General features: G+C 39.4%; 17 protein-coding genes. All 17 read right to left on the reverse strand.

The annotated features are described in order from the left end of the window. Positions 1 to 23: 23 nt before the first annotated feature. Positions 24 to 1424 (reverse strand): undecaprenyl-phosphate glucose phosphotransferase, encoded by a 1401-nt coding sequence (locus K1X84_03295; GenBank protein MBX7150639.1) that lies wholly within the window; start codon positions 1422 to 1424, stop codon positions 24 to 26. Positions 1425 to 1548: 124 nt separating this feature from the next. Then, on the reverse strand, positions 1549 to 2319 hold the full coding sequence (locus K1X84_03300) for a WecB/TagA/CpsF family glycosyltransferase (protein ID MBX7150640.1): 771 nt from the start codon (positions 2317 to 2319) through the stop codon (positions 1549 to 1551). A gap of 34 nt (positions 2320 to 2353) precedes the next feature. Continuing rightward, positions 2354 to 5119, reverse strand: coding sequence for a T9SS type A sorting domain-containing protein (locus tag K1X84_03305; GenBank protein ID MBX7150641.1), 2766 nt, complete (start codon positions 5117 to 5119; stop codon positions 2354 to 2356). A gap of 186 nt (positions 5120 to 5305) precedes the next feature. Beyond that, positions 5306 to 6430, reverse strand: coding sequence for a glycosyltransferase (locus K1X84_03310; GenBank protein MBX7150642.1), 1125 nt, complete (start codon positions 6428 to 6430; stop codon positions 5306 to 5308). Between the two features lie 19 nt (positions 6431 to 6449). Next, on the reverse strand, positions 6450 to 7064 hold the full coding sequence (locus tag K1X84_03315) for a class I SAM-dependent methyltransferase (GenBank protein ID MBX7150643.1): 615 nt from the start codon (positions 7062 to 7064) through the stop codon (positions 6450 to 6452). Positions 7065 to 7185: 121 nt separating this feature from the next. Next, positions 7186 to 8385, reverse strand: coding sequence for a glycosyltransferase (locus tag K1X84_03320; GenBank protein ID MBX7150644.1), 1200 nt, complete (start codon positions 8383 to 8385; stop codon positions 7186 to 7188). After that, positions 8382 to 9071 carry an O-antigen ligase family protein gene (locus K1X84_03325; GenBank protein ID MBX7150645.1) on the reverse strand — a complete coding sequence of 230 codons (690 nt, stop codon included), beginning with the start codon at positions 9069 to 9071 and terminating at the stop codon, positions 8382 to 8384. Before K1X84_03325 ends, K1X84_03320 begins: the two co-directional genes overlap by 4 nt. Positions 9072 to 9705: 634 nt before the next feature. Further along, complete coding sequence (locus K1X84_03330) at positions 9706 to 10863, reverse strand: glycosyltransferase family 4 protein (protein ID MBX7150646.1); 1158 nt, start codon at positions 10861 to 10863, stop codon at positions 9706 to 9708. Then, positions 10856 to 12748, reverse strand: a complete 1893-nt coding sequence (asnB, locus tag K1X84_03335; protein MBX7150647.1) for an asparagine synthase (glutamine-hydrolyzing) — start codon at positions 12746 to 12748, stop codon at positions 10856 to 10858. Before asnB ends, K1X84_03330 begins: the two co-directional genes overlap by 8 nt. A gap of 3 nt (positions 12749 to 12751) precedes the next feature. Beyond that, complete coding sequence (locus tag K1X84_03340) at positions 12752 to 13900, reverse strand: glycosyltransferase family 4 protein (GenBank protein MBX7150648.1); 1149 nt, start codon at positions 13898 to 13900, stop codon at positions 12752 to 12754. Positions 13901 to 13930: 30 nt separating this feature from the next. Continuing rightward, entirely contained in the window at positions 13931 to 14788 is an 858-nt protein-coding gene (locus tag K1X84_03345; GenBank protein MBX7150649.1) for a class I SAM-dependent methyltransferase, read from the reverse strand. Between the two features lie 22 nt (positions 14789 to 14810). Further along, positions 14811 to 15479: a class I SAM-dependent methyltransferase gene (locus K1X84_03350; protein MBX7150650.1), complete on the reverse strand. Its 669-nt coding sequence runs from the start codon at positions 15477 to 15479 to the stop codon at positions 14811 to 14813. A 12-nt stretch (positions 15480 to 15491) separates the two neighbouring features. Continuing rightward, positions 15492 to 16934, reverse strand: a complete 1443-nt coding sequence (locus K1X84_03355; protein ID MBX7150651.1) for a flippase — start codon at positions 16932 to 16934, stop codon at positions 15492 to 15494. 27 nt (positions 16935 to 16961) lie between these two features. Further along, positions 16962 to 17996: a GDP-mannose 4,6-dehydratase gene (gene gmd / locus K1X84_03360; protein ID MBX7150652.1), complete on the reverse strand. Its 1035-nt coding sequence runs from the start codon at positions 17994 to 17996 to the stop codon at positions 16962 to 16964. A 173-nt stretch (positions 17997 to 18169) separates the two neighbouring features. Then, positions 18170 to 19363, reverse strand: coding sequence for a hypothetical protein (locus K1X84_03365; protein MBX7150653.1), 1194 nt, complete (start codon positions 19361 to 19363; stop codon positions 18170 to 18172). 582 nt (positions 19364 to 19945) lie between these two features. Beyond that, entirely contained in the window at positions 19946 to 21112 is a 1167-nt protein-coding gene (locus tag K1X84_03370) for a DegT/DnrJ/EryC1/StrS family aminotransferase (GenBank protein ID MBX7150654.1), read from the reverse strand. Positions 21113 to 21116: 4 nt separating this feature from the next. Next, positions 21117 to 21710 (reverse strand): N-acetyltransferase, encoded by a 594-nt coding sequence (locus K1X84_03375; GenBank protein MBX7150655.1) that lies wholly within the window; start codon positions 21708 to 21710, stop codon positions 21117 to 21119. Positions 21711 to 21716: the final 6 nt, after the last annotated feature.

Here is a 21716-nt window from a genome sequence, read left to right on the forward strand (position 1 = left end):
TCAATTTTCAATTCTTAATTGATTCAATACCCTTTGGTGTCAATCTTAATCATTTGCCAGACGGTCAGCAAAATAATCTGGATATCGAGCCAGAATGTCCAGTTTTCTATATACCAAATGTCATGCTCAACGCGTTTTTGCATCAGGATCGGATCTTTGGTTTCGCCTCGATAACCGCTTACTTGCGCCCATCCGGTCACTCCCGGCTTAACGAGATGGCGTAATAAGTAGTTGTCAATAATTTCTTTCGATTCCAAATTAAGCGGTGTCGGATGCGGACGAGGACCAACGACAGACATTTGGCCTTTGAGGACGTTCCAAAATTGCGGCAGCTCGTCCAGATTCGTTTTTCTAAGGAATCTTCCGATTTTAGTTATACGTGGATCATCCTTGGTAGCTTGTTGGTATTTGCCACAATCATCAATATCCTTACTATCAGCACGCATAGAACGGAATTTATAGCATATAATTTTCTTATTTCCACGTCCCCATCGTTCTTGTTTAAAAAACACGGGGCCAGGTGAACTGAATTTAATCATCAGCACAATCAAAGGCCACAGCCATAAAAAAACTAATATAAATAACATCACCGAAAATGCGGCATCAAAAACCCTTTTTAATACATACCAGTGCAGTTCATCCAGTCTAATCGTACGAACAGAAATGACCGGAAATCGATCAAACATGCTGATCTCAAATTTCTCAGACATAAAGCGAAAGTAATCTGGAATAATTCTCACTCGCGTCGGATAATTATCGCACGTTTTAATCACCCAGTCCAGTCTTTCAGTTGCATACGTTGGTAAAGCAACAATCACATCATCAACGACACTTGTCGAAAGAATCTTATCCAATGCGTCAATCGTACCTAAATATTGACCGTTCAGATAATTTTTCGACTGGTCATCTAAAAATCCGATGACTTTATAACCAAAGTGTGGATTGGAGACTACAGCATCAAAAAAATTTCTGCCAACCTCACCTGCCCCAACGATAAGGATTTGCCTGAGATTTCGTCCACGCCGACGTAACAGATTCAAAACTCTGCGGATGATAAACCGTTCAATGGTTAATCCGCAGAATAGACCAAATGCATAGATGAGTACAAATGAGCGTGATAAAGTAATTTCCTTCATAAGAAAAATAATAACAACAATAGAAATGACTTGAATCAAAACATTTTTTATAACAATGATCAATTCAAAACTGAAGTTACGTGAACGAAATTCATTGTATAATCCAGTCATACGTGATGAAAAAAACCAACTAACGAGCAGAGAGAACAAAAGGAAATAATCGCTTAGAAGTAACGGACGGGATTGAGTAGTGGAAATAAAATAAATGGAACATAGAAATGATATGGATAAACTTATAATGTCAGAAACAACCCTGACAACATGTAATAACTGACGATGAAAATGCATACATCTTCAATCCACAGTATAGATTCTTAAGTTAATTAAGCTGCAAGGTAGTATAAACGCGGCGTAATGTATGTTTTTTTATTCAAAATTTAAATAGGAAAAACTACATTTAAAAAATCGAATTTTAAAATGGCTTTCTAAGAATGAATTTATGTTTTAGAAAAAGATAAATAAAACAAGTATTGGTAATTAAATAGCGCTTCCATAGTCGCCTTGGCTCTTGGCATAGTCGATACAACCAGTGAAAACCTGATTTTTGAATCCATTCAGGCGGTGCTTTTAACACGCCCGCATGGATATCAAAAGCCGATCCTACAGCAAGCAACGGAGCTTGAATTTTGTCCAAATGGTTACCAACCCATACCTCCTGCCTTGGACACCCTCGACCAACCAAAATGATATGCGCTTGAGAATTATTAATTCTTTTAATGTCTTCCATATCTTCCGTATCGGTGGCTTCTCGAAATCGATCGGCTTGTACGCCACAAATACGAATATTCGGAAATTTTTCTGTTATAAATTCTGCAAAAAGATTCACTGTCCTCTGAGTGCTTCCGAATAAATAAATACCAAGGCCATACCGATCGGCTTTTTTTAAAATCTCAAAAGTCAATATTGGACCATGAACCCGGTCTTTTAAAGCAATTTTGTAAAAACTATTTAATGCCCACCGAACAGGATGACCATCTGGAACAATCATGTCGATTTTTTTAAGCTGTCGGTAGATTTCTGGCTGTAAAATAGACTCTATTAAGCCATGCACAGCAAGCGCCGAAAGTCCAAAACTTACTCTGTTTATTGCTTTTTCAATTACGATATCACTGCAATAATTATAATCGACGATAGAGTAGTTAACTCCAAATAACGATCTGCTTTCCCATTTATTAGTTTCCATGCGATACCTACAATTAGAGATGGTAGGTTAGAGTTTATTTTAAGAAAGTTATTTTCTTTGCCAAAGATGTTTTCATTTTACTTGATAAACTTTTTGCACGCAACAAAACAACGTAGACGCCGCTTGCTAAATTCTGTTCTGGTCGCCATTGTATTTCATACTGATCCGCCTCAAATTCGCCTTTGGACAATACGACTATGCGTTGCCCTAATACATTATAAATTTCCAATTCAACGAAACTTTTCTCGGGCAAATCGAAACGAATTGTCGTTGCCGGATTAAATGGATTAGGATAACTACTTTCCAATGCATAATTTTTTGGAACAAGTTCTGGATTGAGTACACGTTTCAAAGTATAAAATTCATTGGTATCTATTTCTGAACTGAAGTGTACGCCATCAAACGCAGCTACATACCATTTGTATTTAGCATTTTCCTTGAAAACACTTCCATCGATTATTACAGAAGTATCAGTGATACCCGTAATCATTGAATCCAAACCATCGCCAAAAATTCTAAATGCATAGTCTAGTGCGCCTGATAAATCTGGATCAGACGATTTCGTCCATATAAATGTCCGAGGAATCGGAAACTTATATAACGTTAGTGCATCCTCTTGTAAAGGATACAAAAGCTGGACGGATAGCGGTTCTTCGTTTTTCGAGACGCGCAGATTATAGCTTTGAATTCCTATTCCTTGATGATTATCCCGAACAAGTATCGTTACTAAAGTATCACCCACAGCTTCACGTATCGGTTTTCCCATAACTACACCTGAAATACTGTCAATAGTAAGCCAAGTTGGCGCAGTTAATAGATCATATCGTAGGGTGTCATGGAATAGGAGGCTATCCTGATCTTGTGCATGCGACTGATAGCTGTATAAAATACCTTCTTTGGCTGATGTTTCAGGAATTGACACAAAAACCGGTATTATATTTTTTCTGGTAGCGAAAGTAAACACGTCACTCCAGGCAGCATCAGTTCCCACATCCAGAACTCTGACGCGCCAAAACAATGTGTCGATGTTTGAGAATTGTGTACGGTAAATCGTGTCGGTCAAATTCGATATTTGGATCAGCGGATTTCTGAAATCAGAGTTTCGATTGATTTCAAGCTCATACGTATGCGCGCCGCTGTTATATAGCTCCCACGCAAGGGATAGTGAATCTTCCGCCAGAACGATACCGTTGTTTGCAACGCTGGAAAGTGAAGGTATAAAATAGTTGATAGGCAGGTGTATCGAATTATTCATCAGAACTCTGCCGTCACGCCGAATTTCGATCGTGCGGTTTAGTGCCCCGCTCCCCAGTGAAGACGGATTAACCGATCCTAGTACGGGATTCGTTGCTTTAGAAAGGCGTACTACGTAAGGCAGCACGGACGGAAATGTCACCTCAATATTATAATTACCGGTTTCCGGTATTCCAAAATGGGTCGCATATTGGTTTTGTGATAAGTACTCTTGCCCGAGTCCGACAACTTTTGTATACATCATTGTATCCGTTCCGGCATCGTAAATTCGTATTGTTGCTCCAAATTGATTCTCATTCCCGTTTTGATCGGTAACTTTTACAAAAATATAGTTATCGTTATTCAAGTGATTTTCGAATAAGATCGGCGCATTCGTGACGAATGCCAATTGCCCGATAGCAACATCCATATCGCCGTCATTATCATAATCTGCCCAGGCCGGAGTTGTATAATTTGTTTGGTTTGGCAATCCAAGTGACGATGTCGAATCGGCAAAGTTTTGGCCGTTGTGATTTTTGAACAGTGTGAAAGGGTCAGTGCCGTTATACATTGAACCGTACCAGATATCGAGCCACCCGTCATTATCATAGTCAATAAAGCCTGCACCCCAGTTGACAGTATGCGGTAATCCATATAGATCCGTGACATCCTGAAATGTCCCGTTCCCAAGATTCTTATACAATTTTGTATATCTATCTGGATGTTCGCAAATAAGCAGGTCGATGAATCCGTCATTGTTGAAATCACCTGCCGATCCGCCTTCGTCAAATGAATGAGGCAGCCCGGCAGTAGCTGTGACATCTGTAAACGTTCCATCCGAGTTATTGCTATACAACGTCGCACTTAAATATAAGTCCAGATCGGAGTCGTTGTCGTAGTCAAAAATCATTGTAGCTTCAGCATTTACAAAAGTGGAGATACCGGATGCTGCCGTGACATCTGTGAAACCGTTCTTGCCATCGTTACGAAAAAGATGATTACCCGTAGGCGGGTTAGATGTTCTATAAAAAGGCATGATCACATCAAGATCGCCGTCGCCATCGTAGTCAAAGAAACGGGGCGTTTCTCCGTCGCCTGGCAAATTTAATCCGGATTGCGGAGCCACATCCAAGAACTTACCGTCACCGAGGTTTTTAAATAGTTGCGATCGTGCAGACGCAAAAGCTTCTGTCCGGCTCAGCAGGATAAGATCGGGCCATGAATCGTTGTTATAATCTCCCCATGAACCACTGACGATGGAAATGCCAGAATTCAGACCGGCCTCCAAAACCATATCACTAAAGGATCTGTTCTTATTATTCAACATGAGATGATATTGTCCGAGATTACCATCCCTGATAAAAATATCCTGGAACCCATCTTTGTTATAATCGCACCATGCTCCATTCAGCATTCGATTAATGCCAATATTAAATCCCGAGGATACGGACTCATCGGAGAACGTCTGCGATATAGCGTTCTCAGTTATTAGTATGGACAGGATGAGTAGCAGGAGATTGCGGTTTCGGGCCATGACGATGTATAAAAAAATTATCAAATTGTCCATGTTGCCTCTGAAAATGTAGTTGATATTCAGGCTCCAAATATTCAATTTCTATGCCAAAAATAAACTTGTAGTCAATCATATCAATGTTGATTTTATTCGTTTAAGTGTATCCTTGATTTGACAAATTTTCCCCAATGACGGAAAGGCCGTCACAAGATACACTCTTTTGTATTTACTGAAAAAGATTTAATGCAAGTGACCTTTCATTTCATTGAATAGCGCCCTGTACTGAGATACAATTCGTTCCCATGTATATTTTTCCTGGATACGTTGAGCAGCCTTTTGACGGTAATTGTCGCAAAGTTTCGGTTCCGATAGCGACTGGCTGATCTGCCTACTAAGGTCTTTTGTGTTTTTTTTGAACAACATACCGAATTGATCGTCCGCCAAAACTTCTCTAGAAAAAACAGTATCAATTGCAAGAATACAACACCCTGCCGCTAAAGCTTTTAAGAGCGCAGGGTTTGTCCCTCCAAATTCATGGCCGTGAATATAAGCATAACAATGTTCATACAACTGCATTAACAGACTTTGATCTTTGACATAACCTGGAAAAATAATGCGTGTGTCTTTTGTCGATCGAACTTTCTCGGCATACGGATCTTTATAGGGAACATCTCCCAAAATGATCAGTTTATGACTTGTTTTCACTTTTTCAAAAGCACGAACGACAAGTTCTACGTTATTATCGGGGATCAGACGGCCGACAACAAGAAAATATTTTTGGGGTTCAATGCCAATTTCGGCCAAGCGATGTGTATCTTGCGTTTTGACAATTGGATTCGCACCGTAGGCAATGACAGTGGAATCTTTACCAAATTCATTTAAATAAACTTTACGCATTTCATCGGCATCGGTAATAACACGATCATACAGCTTGGTTGATAACCATGAAGCAAACCAGAAATATTTCGATCCGAGCCCGGCCCACTTTGGCCGCATCCATTCTAAACCGTCCACGTTGATCGCCGCAGGAATCCTAAATATTCGCGCCAATATGCCAAAAGGACCGTTCGCAGAGTTGACCGTTAGGATAATATCGGCGTTGCGGGTAATACAGATATGCAGCATAGACAAAAAAGAGTGTGAAAATTGGCCGAGTGTTTTTGTTTCCAAACATGACATGTACACCAGCTCGATTCCATTATGTTTTTTCGGCCTTGCCGAAAAAAGACCCCGATGACAATAAACAACTACCTCATAGTCCATTTTTACCAAACGTTCAGCAAGCTCTTTTACAAAAGTCTCATAGCCGCTATAAACATAAGGGTACCCTCTGGTTCCTATTATGGCAATTTTCATTTGTGTCATTTTTGTCAGTTTTAAATGATTACTGCCGGCAAATGAAGAGGGCTTGCGTTGGTGAATATTTTTTCCCAAAAAAAACGCGTTCAAATTTTAGGAAAGACGAGTACGATAGAACAATTGAAACAGCCTTAACAAGAAATCGTAAGCACCTGCTACGATTATTGTTGATGAATGCTAGTGAGTAGCCGGAGTAAATAACCTCACTAATTTGCAGGTTAGCCTTTGATAGCAATTTGGTTATTGTCTCATCGGAATAATCCCGGGCATGATTCGGGTCTTCACTTTTGTCAGATGAATATTTAATTGGAACTTGCAAGTACATTAATCCTGTATTTTTGAGTAGTTTATATTTCTGCAAAATAAAGAAGTTGTCGTCCGGAACATGTTCAAGTACATGTGAAGAAATAACAACATCGTATTTTTCCTTAACAGGAAATTCTCCAATTCCATCGTAATGGACCGTTTTTATGCTTTTCACACCCAAAATCTTCGATAACTCCATCAAAAAAGCAATGGCCGATTGTGAAAGCTCAATACCGCACACCGTATTTTTTTTTCCTAACATTACCAAATTAGTACCCCAGCCGAAACCAATTTCAATGATCGTTTTACCCTGACATGACTTCAGTTGTGACATAATAGGTGCTACTTTAGTCAGCAAATTAAAAGAAAACCATTTATTCCATACATATTTCAAAATCGGGAATCTTCTCCGATACACCTTGTCATAAAACGTTTTGTTTACAGTAATTATCCGTTCATTCATACACTGCCTTTACATGATTAATAAGTAATCGAGTCTTTCGAGCCCAACTAAATTCCTCTGGTATTTCAAACAACGGCCTTATATCAGCCAATTTTTTATCAATCAAGCTTGAAAACTGTGAAGCATCATTTGCGATACTTACGTATTTATTCAAATCATTTATTCCATTTACGTTTGTCGTAACGGTTGGTTTTCCGGCCGCGATGTACTCATAAATTTTTATAGAATCCTGGCCGTGTTCCTTATTCCCTACAACGTATGGTAATATACAAACATCAAAATTCGTTACATAAGCAGGATACAAATCATAGTGTTTATCGCCTAGATAAAATAAATTTGCTTGTGGTTTGATCGCATTGAATTTCTCTTTATCCAGAATCTGTCCGATAATAACGAAACTTTTGTCCGCATTTGATTTAACAACAATATTAAGAAGATCAGCGTCAACGAGGTGTGTAATCTTGCCACCAAATCCAACTATTGGTCGTTTAATTTTGATTAAATCGTTAGGAATTGGATATTTCATTTTAAATTTTTCCACGTCAACCCCGTTTCGAACTACTTCACAATTCTTTACATTAAATTCATTCATGAAATCCTGTCGGTTTTTCTCTGAATTAGTGGTCCATATTTTTGAAATATCAGAATAGATCAAATAATTTTGTTTAATCAAACGGCTCATATGGCCGTACTGAGGGAAACGCATAAAATTATCCCATGCATCGAATAAACACCGACCAACGTTAAGCTTTTTACATAATTCAGCGGCAAAAATATTAAAACTAATTATAGTCGGCTTTTGAAAACCCAAGGCATCAATATGATATTTTACTTCATCAATAAAATGCTTCTCGCCAAAAGCAGAAAAAAACCATCGTTTCCCTTCAATAAGTTGAGGCAGAGGATTTAAGTGCAGCGTGTCAATCACATACATTTTTTCAGACAACTGAACGAGTTGGGAAAATCGCCCTTTATTGACAACTTGACCTTTAGTTTTCCAATTTGTTTTGCGATAAATCATTTCAGCTGGGGTAATTGGCCGATTGATCACCACCACTTTATTTATATCTGGGCAAAGGCCTAAGTGCTCAATGATATGTGCATCGCGCGTTCTGGAGCCTTCTTGTTGTATTTTTCTCCAGTCATGAAATGGTATCACACTAATATCCATTTGCTTGTTTATTTCTGTCATAGGACGAATTCATTTTTGAGATCAATCCCGTTTTCTGATATCGAAATTAGTGACCCCATAAAAATCCAGAAAATAAGGTTCATTGGATACGCTTCAATGGTTGATCCCGTAATACCGGTGATCAAAATAATAAGGAGCATTCCTGCAAAAATCACAGCTGAATGGCTGTCTTGTTTAAACAATTTCCAGATACTTCGCAAAAAAAATACAAATAAGTAAACGAATACTGCCAATCCAAACCATCCCATCTCTATCCCTGCTTTTAAGAACATGTTATGCGTTGTCATATGAAACCGGTTTGTCGGCTCAAAATAAAATTCCATTGCATCCCCTCCACTGCCCATTCCGTATCCCAAAGGAGCTAATACTACTGCGTTCACACCGTTATCATAGACGTCAAAACGGGATTGCAGACGATGATCGGACGATACATTTTCGAAATCTGATATCGTTTCCAGAACCTGACTAACTTCTGTAAATTCCGTTAAATAATAACTCATAACAATGTACAAAAATATCATCATGACGAGAATAGACAAAAAAATAATCATTTTATCTTTCTTTACAAAAAAAACAAAAATGATTACAGCCGAAACGGCCAAAGCAATAATGCTGCTTCGGGTAAGGCTGACCAGAACGGAGAAAATGGCAAGAATGGATATCCATAAATAAATTTTTTTTCTCATTTTCCTATAGAGCGAAAAAGACAACCAAAAAATGAACCCACCAAAAATCCCTAAATGAAAAGGACCATTAAAAATACTAAAAGCTCTTATTCTGTCAAATATCGAGTAGGATAGTATATCCGCGGTATTGCTTTCTATCAATTTTTCATCGAATTCAGACATATTAAAGAATTGTTTAATGGCATAGATCAGAACCGGAGTAGATATAATCACTAAGAACTTGACGATAGAAAAAAGGGTTCGTCGATCCGTGATGACGCTTAGTCCAATAATTACTCCAAACATTTGAAATGCCAATCGTCGATATCCTTCCATGCCTACGGCGACTCCAGGGATATTCGGATGAAATATCGCGACAATTCCCAGAATCATGAACGCTAACACCCATTTTTCTATTTTATGAAGTCTTTCTCTGTGAGACCATTTCTGATACAAAAAGTGGACTGCAAAACATAATGTAAAGCCATCTGCAAACAGCGTAAAGAAACGGCTGCCCAAAACAACTTTTGTAACATTGATATAAATAATAACAAGTAAAAGTGCTTTTAGAATAATAACATTTCGGCTTTCGACCTGTATTTTATTAGCCGATTCAAATGTTGAAAGTTCTGATATCACTGTGGACTGTATCTGGTTAAATTGTTTTTTGTATAAAATCAAAGAAGGAGCTGGCAATGTTCTCTGAAATAAAACTGCCCAGGACTCTTTTTCTTCCCTGCTCGCCTAATCGTTTGCTTAGATTCGTATCTTCCATAAGCAAAATAATCTTTGAAGCAACATCCTCTGCCGAATTAGGGTTTGCATAAAGTCCGGATTTGCCGTCCTCTACCGCATCGCGGGCGCCGCCGTCGCCTCCTATGGAAGGCTTTCCAAAAATATTTGCTTCAATAAATACGATGCCAAATCCTTCTGTTGTTTCGCCTCCCCGTTCATATTCTATCCTGTTCGGGAGAACGAAGACATCGCAGGACATGATGAACTTTTTTTTCGTTTCCTCTGAAACCGAACCCACAAATGTAACAAACGACTCAAGTTCTGATTGTAATACAAGGCGTTGATACCATGTCATGTCAGGCCCTGAACCAACTACATAATAATGAATATTGGCGTTAGTTTTCACAAGGAGTTTCATGGCATTGATCATTGTGTCGATCCCTTTATAACGGGATAACGGTTCAAGGCGGGCGATGGTCAAAAGAATTTTCTTTTGTGTATTTATTCCCAGATCACGGCGTGACTGATCCTGGGACAAAACCGACGCAGTCTCAAAATAGTTTTTTGAAACACCGGGTGTGAAAATCACAATCTTTCTTGCGTCAATTCCTTGGCGGAGCAATAATTCTTTGGCATACTTGCTGATCGCAATGATCGTTTTTGCGCCACCAAATACTTTTCTTTTGAAACCATGGGAATCTGAAGTGGTTATCTCCATCCCGTAAGCAAAAAGCCTGTAAGGTTTTCTAAAAATTTTAGATAATATGAATACTACTAAACCTGATTGAACCTGTTCTGCGTGAATTTCTTTAATCTTTCGATCAACAACTAATTGCCAGAAACCTGAAATAAAAAGAGGAATCGTCGCCCATTTTCTTTTCTGCATCCACTTTGAATATATCCCAGTTCTGACCATATCGTATTGACATGTTTTGTCAAACGACTTTTGATCCGGGTGATAATAGGTTATAATGGTTAATCTATCGGGACTAAAGTATGAGTAGATATCAAAAATATAAGATGATATACCTCCGAGCGTGGGATAAAACTCACGGGCAATTAGTAAAATCTTATCCATCCAGATTCTCCTGCAGCCATAACTCCAAAACAGTGATAGCCCACAACTTCATAAAAACCTGATGCGGCAGTTTATCGTGATGTCGGCTGTAAACAAAACTAAGAAAATTGTTTACGTGGGTTTGAGAAAAAATATTTCTGTTCTTAAACTTTGTACTTTCCAGCGTGTCACAGATTAAAGATTTATACTCAGGCAAAAATACCCATTTTTCAAACGGAAAGCCAAACCCTTTTTTCTTTCGATGAATAAGTTGAGATGGTAGAAATTCTCTAAACGCATCCACGAGAAGGCTTTTCTGATTATCCGGATCAAATTTTACAGCAGCAGGCAGTGAATAAACAAATTCAAATAATCGGTGAGACAAAAACGGCGATCTGACCTCTAAAGACGAATGCATACTGAAAACATCAATGGCAGGAAGAAGCAAATAGGACATGTAGGATTGTATTTCACGTAGGGTTATCCTTCCGATATGATCGCTTCCCAAGTCCGGGACCAGATCGTTCAGTTTATCCAGAGGTGAATGCCTGTAAGAATGATCAAGAAATTCATCAGAAAAAATGGTTTCAAGTTCGGAGCTTCTGTAAAATGTTCGCGCCAGTTCATGCTGAAGACCCTCTGTCTGGAAAGCACCTCCCGCAAATGCCAATACACGCATCTTCCAATTCGCCTGCATTGACGGCGTTAGAGATTTGAAAACTCGTCCGGATAATTTTTTCAGGGGAACCGAAGCGAATTTGAGTTTTTTAAGAAGATGCATAAAACGGAAGGTGCTGTACCCTCCGAATAACTCATCGCCTCCGATCCCGGACAGCGCCACCGTAAACTTTTCCCTCGCGAACATTGAAACAAAATAGGAATTGAACCCATCAACGATGGGGAAATCCATTGCCTGAATAAAGCGGGGTATGTGATCCAATACTTCCATTGCTGATAATTTGAAAGCATGATGCTGAAGCCCGTAATAGGCAGCGCCTAATGCAGCCATGTCGCTTTCGTCATAATCATTCTCTTCAAATCCGATCGAGAATGAATGCAGTTCCTCATGTTGAAACTTCCTGACCAGCGCTGCGATAACCGACGAATCGATTCCACCGCTGTAAAAAAGCCCAAGCGGAACATCGCTGATCAGCCTTTTTTCAATAGACTCATTTAGTAAATGCCTGACTTGTTCTACTGCTTCTTTTCTCGTAGTACGAAAAGACGGTATGGTTTGCAGTTTCCAGTAGGGAACTTGTTTTGGTTTACTATCCATAACATAATGGATATAGTGACCTGGTTTTATTCCTTCAATGTCCTTGATAACTGATTTCCCATAAACACTTGTGCCAAGCCAGGGATACATGTATAGTCCTAAAGTATCCAAACTTGTTGAAACCATGCCGGTCCGGAGAAGTGTTCGAATTTCCGACGAAAACGAAATTCCCTGTTCACGTTCTACATACCAGATCGGCTTTTCCCCAAATCGGTCCCTAGCCAAAAAGAGTGTCTTTTCTTTAGAATCCCAAATTGCCATGGCAAACATACCGTCCAGATGCGGCAGCATCTCCGCTCCATATTCCATGTACAAATACAGAACGACTTCCGTATCCGTTCTGCTTCTAAGAGTATGTTGAGGTTCAATTAACTTACGCAATTCCTGAAAATTATATATCTCGCCATTGAAGATAATCCAATAACGCTGTGATCGATCAGTCATGGGTTGATGGCCGTTTTCAGAAAGATCGATGATACTTAGCCGGTTAAATCCGAGAAAAGCATGGTTATCCAAATACTCTCCGTTATCATCTGGCCCTCGATGCCGTTGAACGGTGTAGAATTTGCGAAGTTGGTCCGTATCAAATCTGTGCACATCCTTATCAACTACTCCAAAAATACCACACATATTTTATCTCAATAATGATGAATAAACATTCTCTAATTTCTCCACAACCTGTGGCCAAGCATGTTCGGTCTCGACTTTTTTCCGTGCACGAGTAATCCGCATTTGTGTTGCGGATGCATCCGACAAAGTCAGCATGATCTTTTGTGCTAGATCGTGATGGTCGTTCACATCAAAAAGCAATCCATCCTCGTTTTCCTTGACCACCCATGGTATAGCCGAACTTCTGGCCGCCACCACTGGTAAATAAGCTGCCATAGCTTCGATAAGTACCATTCCAAAAGCCTCATAGCGGCTTGGGAAAACAAATATGTCGGCATTTACAAATGCACTGCACACTTCCTGCCGGTCCAACTTTCCGGTGAAAATAAGGTTATTTGCCACGCCTGTCTCTTCAGCCATGGTCTTGAGTTCGGTCATCGCTCCGAAATCTTCACCGATAATGCAGCACTTGACTTCCGGATATTTTTTTATAACTTCCGGCAAAGCCTTGATGAGTATATCAACCCCCTTACCGTGGTCCAATCGCCCTACGAATAGAAGTACTCTGTGATTTTTAGTGTCAAAAAATCGTTCAAATACATTATCGGGCACCTGATCAAATTCTTCGGTATTCACACCCGGCGGGATAGTCTCAAAACGTGTTACAGAGCTGACGTATTTCTCAATCTCAATTTTTTCATATTCGGTCAGGACTAAAACTGCCCCTGCACTGAGTGCAAGCCGGTTCAGGAGCTTTCGAAGTGTTCCGAAACGCCCATTAGCACGTAATGCAAAATAGGGACTCAAAACAAAAGGCTTCCTCCTAAGTTTACCAATCAATCCTGAGATATCAGCTGAAAAATAATATAAAGAATGTGCGTGAATAAGATCTGCAGATGAACGAAAAAGCTTTGCGGCCATAGCAGAAAAAATCGGATAGTTATCATTTCGTGTAAGGTATACAGGTCGGTAGCGACAAATGCTCACACGATGGTCCATTTCTTGGTTCGGCAATCCAATTATCAATTCTCTTTGATAATTGGATTTCAGACTTGAAGTATGTACTTGGATCAAATGTCCCCTTTTCTGAAGGAACCGAACCAAGGTTGCAGCATAAAACTCCCCGCCGCCTTGGGATGGAGGATACCGGTTTATGACAAAGTCGATCTTCATTAGATTAAATTTGTTAAACTGCCAAATTATTCATTTTGTTTTTCTCGCAACTATAAATATAGTTTCAGAATAATTTGATTTGAATATTTTCATGATCAGAACATAAATAAAATATTTTAAGGCCGTCTTCCAATTTGGATTCGCAAAATGATCATCAATGCCGGCATATTCCACGTTGAATCTGCTTTTTTCCAGAAGAAAACGGAGTGTGTTCATATTAAAATACGAAAGGTGTATCTCAGCACCCGGTACCAGTTTCGGATATAAAAGATCAGGGTTTTGTTTTTTCAAAAAAAAGAGAGACTTCAATGGACGGTGATAATTATTTGGAACAGCGATTATCAACACACCGCGTTCTTTAAGGCATTGATGAAATTTCTCCAGAAGCCCTCTGGGAGATCCTACATGCTCAACCACATGCCATGCTGTGATGGCATCATAATAATCTTTATACCCGTTTGCTAGGAGTATTGGTTCATCATAAAGTTCGATACCATAAGTTTGTTGGGCAATAGTTTTTGCTGATGTTGATATTTCCGTTCCGTAGACCTCCTGTCCTCCCAATCTTGCGTATTGCAGAAAAGTTCCAATTCCTGCGCTGTAGTCTAAAATTTTGGACTTGGGGTTAAGGAATTCCTTAGTTCGATCGTATCTTTTTTTCCACAACTTTTTCCTGCCTTCGATACCGAGCAACCACCCGTCATAAAAACCGTCGACGGAGTATGCATTTTGAATCTCATTAAATGTCGGTCTTGGAGAAGCAAATACAAAACCACATCGGTCACATGTTCGGATATGAGAAGGGGCGTACAAATCTGAGTTTTCAGTTGAACCGCATAAATCACAAATTTTTACTTCTTCAAACTCTTTGAATTCCTTCATTTCCACTGCATTCTCCTTTTGAACATAGCTATGGCTTACTTGCAAGAATCACCGTATTTCCTCTATACAATAAATCCAAACGTGTAATTTTATATATGAACCATTTGATCACCCGCATCCAAAATAACTTTATAATATTCTTATCATGCAACGGCAAGTTTGAATCGTGACTTTGTAAAATTGCAAATCCAATATGCTTTAGCATTTTTTCAAGCAACACCCTGGGATAGGGCCTGACGTGAGTCAAATCGAGCCAAAAATATAACGTTATTATTTTAAGATCCTCGGGATTAGGTGTGATGATCAGGAGCCTTCCACCGGGTATCAACTTGTCAAAACATTGGCACAAAAATTCAAGTGCGGAAGCAGGTTCAAGATGCTCAATAAGATGTCCGCAGCATATCGCGTCAAACTTTTGATCTGTACCTCCCACAAAATTCAGGACGTCCGTCTGAGAACATTCGAAACCTTTTTGGAGACAAGTTTGAACCATAGACAGCTCCGAGTCACACCCCATGGCATTGATGCCTCTTTCCCGTAGCATTTCGAGTAAAATACCGCGACCGCAACCCACATCCAGTACGTTGTTACATCCATCAAAATATTGAAGCAGAGGCGCATACTCTTTGCGAACGCTTTCTTCATTTGGCCCCACGTGCTCTATATCAAGGTAACGATGTATTTTCGATTCGCCCACTTTTTGGCCTCCTTAAGAATTAGGAATCCTCCGAAATAATGAAGTCAACATTTTCTTTTCATTTGAGGTAATAATTTTAAAGGCAAAAATGGAAGTCACGTAGCAACACAAAAAAACAGCAGACGCAACAATCGGGTCATTTATTTTTGCCAAAATTGCAAGAACAGTTAGAACCAAATTTATTAAGACGATCCGCGATAGTTTTCCGACATCAAAAACACGGTATCCTAATTTCATCAGATAAACACAGACATAAAGGAACATGACCATTTCCGCAATAATCATCGATAGAGTTGCTCCAAAATAGCTATATCTGGGAATAAGCATAAAACTTAAAACTAGAGTAACAATGAACCCTGCTAAATTAATCGCAACTGCGGTTTTTTGTTTGTCAATGGCCAACACAAATAAGGCTAAAACCGACTTGGAAGACCAAATAAAAAACCACATGATCCATATAGGCCAGATTGCTGCCGTCTCTATATATTTGTCGCCATACAATAGAAAAATAATCTCCGATCTAAAAAAAAACGAAAACAAAATTACCGGCAAACTTATAAAGCAAACTAATTTCAGGATCACATCGAGCTTACCAACCGAATGGGAATCTCCCTTTTTATAGGACCGGGAGAACAATGGATAAAGTATCGTGCCGACGGCGCCAGGAATAAACATGAAACCCTCCACGATGCGCATGGCAGCTGAATAAACCGCTACAGCGCCTGTTCCAGAATATTGTTCGATCAACGGTACAGGGATTTTCAAAGCAACCCCTCCGACAATAAATGTGATCGAAAAAGGAATTGTAGCGTATGCAAAATTCACAAGAAAGGTTTTGGATACTTTCAACTGAACGGGTTCAATTCTATTCCAATATGTAAAAAGGGCTATGAACGCTATGAGAACATTTGAAAAGAACATAATCAGGACGATAAAATCAAACTTAGTTCTAATAATAATTGCCGTAATAATAAGTAACGCATTGATCAATGCGGCGATGACGGAAAGAACCGCTTCAAATTTGAAAGCCTCACGTGCCCGAAAAAAAACGATGATAGTATAAAACATAATTTGAAGAAAATATTGCCCGGCGCCTATGAAAACAAATACCCATATTTTAAGTGGCTGATCAAAAGCGCCCAGTAGCCATAGCGTGACAGTTGCAAGAGGAAGTATTAAAAAACCTATTATGACCTTAAACAAAAAAGTCGCCGACAGGTATCTCACAGAAAGCGAATGATCTCTGGCGACTTCCCTCACGGACATTGCGCCAGTTCCTCCTTCAATGAATACAAGTACAATGCCCCAGAAAGAGAGTGCATAATTGAGCAATCCGTATTCGTCAACTGAAACATATCTCGCAAGCCAAACCAATGAGACTATGGCGAGAGCTTTAGCGATGACCTGTCCGGAAATAAGGTAAATACTGTTTTTTGCTACCGATTGAAAACCCAACTCGATTCCCTTTCAATGAACGCTTCGTTAAGCCATTGTCTTCAGAGAATTCAGTTCTTCGGTGATCATGATACGAACGAGATCATTAAACGAAGTTTTGTTCTTCCATCCCAGTTCGAGTTTCGCCTTTGAAGGATCGCCAATCAGCAAGTCCACCTCGGCTGGCCTGTAGTAATCGGGATTAACCTTGATTAGTGTGCGGCCGGTTTGAGCATCCACTGCTTTTTCAGAATCGGCTTTGCCTATCCACTCCAATTCAATATCCGTGGACGATATTGCCAAGTTAATGAAGTCGCGAACCGAATGCGTTTCACCGGTTGCTACCACAAAATCATCGGCCACAGAATGTTGCAGCATCTGCCACATCGCTTCGACGTAATCGACAGCATAACCCCAATCCCGTTTTGCGTCCAGGTTGCCCAATTCTAAAATGTAGTCATTGTCATGTATCAGATTAAAAATACCACGTGTAATTTTCCTTGTTACAAATTCAAAGCCTCGACGAGGTGATTCATGATTAAACAAAATGCCGCTGACCGCAAAGAGGCCATAACCTTCACGGTAATTTCGAGTAAGATCAAATCCTGCTACTTTCGATATACCATACGGCGAGCGCGGATGAAACGGTGTCGTTTCTTTTTGAGGAACTTCGCGTACTTTACCAAACATCTCACTGGAACCCGCAAAATAGAAACGGGTGGATGGCGAGGCTTCTTTGATGGCCGCAAGAATATGATGAGTACCGTTGATATTGGTGTTTAATGTAGAAAACTCATCCTCAAACGAATAGCTGACAAAACTTTGAGCAGCTAAATGATAACATTCTGCCGGCTTAAGGTTGTTAACGATCCTGAAAATACTAGGATAACTTTCCAACGATCCCATGTGTAACTGAATATCTTTTAGAAGATGACGAATCCTCCACATTCGATGATCCGGATCTTCTAATGCCACCCTTCGTACAACACCATGAACCTCATATCCTTTTCCTAAAAGAAATTCAGCAAGGTATGATCCGTCTTGACCTGTAATTCCAGTGATCAACGCTATGGGATGACTCATGAATCCTCCTTATAAAATTATAATAAAATCTTTTTTTAAAAACGTGTGCTTTTACAAAAAATCCTTAAACACAAATAATATATTGTTCTACATTGTCTTTCAATACAGTTCCTGTTTTGATTTTGTAAAACCAACATAAAGTTGTTTCCTATTTTTTAACTACGGTTAAACTTTCATAATACAAATCGATCCACTCCTGTTTTCTTGATCAATATCTTGAGGTTCTGATATTTGGGATCTTCCTTTTGCAATAATACTTTGATACTCTCGTTATTAAATGCTAGAAAAACAAACATCAAGAAAGTTAGAAACCCTGCAACTACTACCACAATTTTTTTTTTGGGTTTTACTGGATAATCCGCAGCCACAGCCTTATCTAAAACTAACAAAGTCGGAGTATCTTTTGCTTCTTGAATTTTTGCTTGTTCATATTGCGGAACCAATAATTCAAGAATCTTACTATTTATTTGAACTTCTCTGTATAGTCTGAAATAACGCAAACCGAGATCCGGCGTATTCTTAAATGGAATAAAAACACTTAAATCAATTCCTCCATACTCCATTTGATTTTTACTCTTCTTTAGTTCTACTAATTGGGACTCAAGCCTTATAATATCGGGATGGTTTTCACCCAAAGTTTTTTTCTTTACATTATACTCCGTTTCAATTAAAACAATCTCAGCTTGCAGTTTTGCTGCTGCTTCTATTCCAACCTTGGTTTGTTCCGTAAGCGCTATTACACCGAACTTATTTTGAAAAACGTTTAAGGAATCCTCTGCATTTCTCAAATCTTTTTTTGCACTGTTATACCTTTGCTCAATAAAAACTCTAGAAAATCGAGCTTGTTCAGTTGACAATTCGCGATTAATCTCATCTAATTCTACGACCGCATAATTCGTTATTTCAGCGGCTTTTTCCGGATCATTTGCATATAGTATAGAAATTAATATCGTTCCGTTTTTTTTATCGTTTTCCACAGAAAAATTCTTTTCCAATTCTACCAGAGCATCCTCCATGTTTTTTGAATCATATACGCCCATCAGATCAAATTGGTTAATCACAGCTTCCCTTAGTCGTCTGCTATTCAGAATAGCTATGTATCTAGAAGTTTGCAATGCAGCTCCGCCTAGGATACTTGCCCCGATTCCCAAATTTCCAGTCAGCATTTCCAAAGGGTTCGACGTTTTTTCAGGCAATAAAATGACCGCTTTGGATTCAAACCATTTATTCATTAGCAAGGTCACTATTCCCGTAACTGACATTATTAAAATCATCGATGTGATGATGATTTTTTTTCTTTTAAATAAAATAAAAATAATGTCTATCATTTTTTTATCTTCTTTGATAAGATTAGTTTGATCTCTCATTTTCAATTTCCTCTATATGTTAGAGATTCGACTATTTTTTTCTTATCCTAACACTCGCTTTTTCCATCCCATAAGGATTATCCACTTAAGCCATCCTTTCATTCAGACTTATGAATCAGCAAGCGATTCGTTTCATACACAATCTTCCAGCCAGTTTTGCCATTGCACCCTCACTACCTTCCATGCGTTCCATTACATCATACATGACAAGGATCGGTTTTCCGAGATGATGCTCAACAGGAATTTGAACTTTTTGATGAGTCCGTCGGGCTGTTTAAAGCCTTTGCCCTTGCCAGCTTTTTTCTTAGTATTCCAAGTATTGAGTAACCCTGCTTCTTTAAGAATGCGGCAGCTCACTGGAGGGCTGACAACTATGACATTTTCATCCAGCATGCGGTCGTGAGGCAGCGATAGTCGTCTCGAAAAAAATGGACCGTATTCCGATAATGTTCTTTGGCAAATTGCACGATTCGCCCTTCTCCCGACAATAGGCCATGTTCCTTAGGCTGCCTCCCGTTATGTCGATTGGGCATATTCATGCGGATTCTTCCATCTTTTAAAAAAATATCTTAACTCGTTAACTTAAGCCGCTATCACAGATTTACATTTGTCAATCACAGCTTTAATTAATGAATCTTCCATTTCCGGATATATTGGCAAAGCCAATGACTGAACGGATGCTGCTTTCGAATTAGTAAACTCGTTGTGGTCGGCTTTCAAATACTCAAAACACTCCTGTTTATACAACGGCGCAGGATAATAAACTTCGCACCCAATACCACTACCCAATAAGTGTTTTTGAACTTCATCACGATTTTCAATCCGAATCACATATTGATTGTAAATATGATAATTTGGATGACCATTGTCTTTATAAATAGCTTTGGGCAATAAGATTTTATTCTTGGTATCAAAAGCAGTTTTACCTTCAATTTCAGCTAAACCGGCTTCGATAAATAGTTTTGAATACAATTCCGCATTTTTGCGGCGCTTAGCTGACCACTGATCGAGATACTTCAATTTGACATTCAGCACCGCTGCCTGAAGCGCATCAATACGGAAGTTGCCGCCAATATATTTGTGATGATATTTCGGTTTGGCACCGTGGACACGTAAAATTTTTAATTTTTCTGCAAGTTCATGATCGTTGATTGTCACCAGGCCTGCATCCCCAAATGCGCCAAGATTTTTACTTGGAAAAAAAGAAAAACATCCGATGTCGCCGATGGTACCAACTTTTTTCCCATCTTTATATTGAGTCCCGATAGCTTGCGCTGCATCTTCGACAACTTTTAGATCAAACTCTTTTGCAATGGCCATAATTTCTGTCATCGCCGCACTTTGGCCAAACAAATGTACCGGCATAATCGCTTTGGTCTTTTTTGTGATTCGAGAACGAATTTTCTCAGGATCGATGTTAAACGTCAGCGGATCTATGTCTACAAATACAGGAATCGCTTGTAATCGAGCTACAACCCCGGCTGTGGCAAAAAATGAATAATCCGGTACGATAACTTCGTCGCCTGGTTGAATGTCCAAGGCCATGAGCGCTACCAGCAAAGCGTCCGTTCCGGAAGAAACCCCGATGGCGTACTTACATCCTAAGTAATGGGCCAATGCGTTTTCCAATTGCTCGACTTCCTGACCAAGAATAAAATGTTGCGATTCGACAACACGAAAAATCGCTTCATCGATTTCATTTTTAATTGACCGGTATTGGGCTTTCAGATCGAGTAAGGGTACTTGCATAGATCTAGTTATCGGTAATTTCACGCACTGAATGATTTTCCAATTTATATTTTTTTTGGGACCGCTCGCAGTAAGCATAGCCATCTTTATCAAAATGCAATCGTTGTCCTGCTTCACTCATCCAGCCGATCACTCGACCTGGATTGCCAACTACCAAAGCAAAATCGGGAATGTTTTTGGTCACCACAGCCCCCGCACCGATCATGGCATGCCGGCCGATGGTGTGACCGCAAATTATAGTACAATTTGCGCCCAACGATGCCCCCTCTTTGACAAGTGTTTTGACATAAAATTGCGACCCTGCTTGAGGATATTTGCACCTCGGATTCAAAATATTCGTGAACACCATCGACGGCCCGCAGAATACATAATCTTCTAATTCCACGCTTTCATAAATTGAAACGTTGTTCTGAATCTTACAATAATTGCCGATAATAACATTGTTGCCAATATTGACATTCTGACCTAACACACATGTTTTTCCAATTTTAGCGCCGGATTGCACATGACTAAAATGCCAGATTTTTGTTCCTTCACCGATCTCCACTCGATCATCGATAACCGCACTTGGATCTACAAAATAACGAACTTCAGTCATCTTGGA

The organism is bacterium (assembly GCA_019695335.1).
Lineage (GTDB): Bacteria > CLD3 > CLD3 > SB21 > SB21 > JABWBZ01.

Coding starts and splice junctions, on each gene's coding strand:
- gmd (MBX7150652.1), bottom strand. CDS start 17,996: ATGAGTCATCCCATAGCGTTGATCACTGGAATTACAGGTCAAGACGGA.
- K1X84_03330 (MBX7150646.1), bottom strand. CDS start 10,863: ATGGATAAGATTTTACTAATTGCCCGTGAGTTTTATCCCACGCTCGGA.
- K1X84_03315 (MBX7150643.1), bottom strand. CDS start 7,064: ATGTCACAACTGAAGTCATGTCAGGGTAAAACGATCATTGAAATTGGT.
- K1X84_03370 (MBX7150654.1), bottom strand. CDS start 21,112: ATGCAAGTACCCTTACTCGATCTGAAAGCCCAATACCGGTCAATTAAA.
- K1X84_03325 (MBX7150645.1), bottom strand. CDS start 9,071: ATGAGAAAAAAAATTTATTTATGGATATCCATTCTTGCCATTTTCTCC.
- asnB (MBX7150647.1), bottom strand. CDS start 12,748: ATGTGTGGTATTTTTGGAGTAGTTGATAAGGATGTGCACAGATTTGAT.
- K1X84_03295 (MBX7150639.1), bottom strand. CDS start 1,424: ATGCATTTTCATCGTCAGTTATTACATGTTGTCAGGGTTGTTTCTGAC.
- K1X84_03365 (MBX7150653.1), bottom strand. CDS start 19,363: ATGAGAGATCAAACTAATCTTATCAAAGAAGATAAAAAAATGATAGAC.
- K1X84_03375 (MBX7150655.1), bottom strand. CDS start 21,710: ATGACTGAAGTTCGTTATTTTGTAGATCCAAGTGCGGTTATCGATGAT.
- K1X84_03310 (MBX7150642.1), bottom strand. CDS start 6,430: ATGACACAAATGAAAATTGCCATAATAGGAACCAGAGGGTACCCTTAT.
- K1X84_03320 (MBX7150644.1), bottom strand. CDS start 8,385: ATGACAGAAATAAACAAGCAAATGGATATTAGTGTGATACCATTTCAT.
- K1X84_03305 (MBX7150641.1), bottom strand. CDS start 5,119: ATGGACAATTTGATAATTTTTTTATACATCGTCATGGCCCGAAACCGC.
- K1X84_03340 (MBX7150648.1), bottom strand. CDS start 13,900: ATGAAGATCGACTTTGTCATAAACCGGTATCCTCCATCCCAAGGCGGC.
- K1X84_03300 (MBX7150640.1), bottom strand. CDS start 2,319: ATGGAAACTAATAAATGGGAAAGCAGATCGTTATTTGGAGTTAACTAC.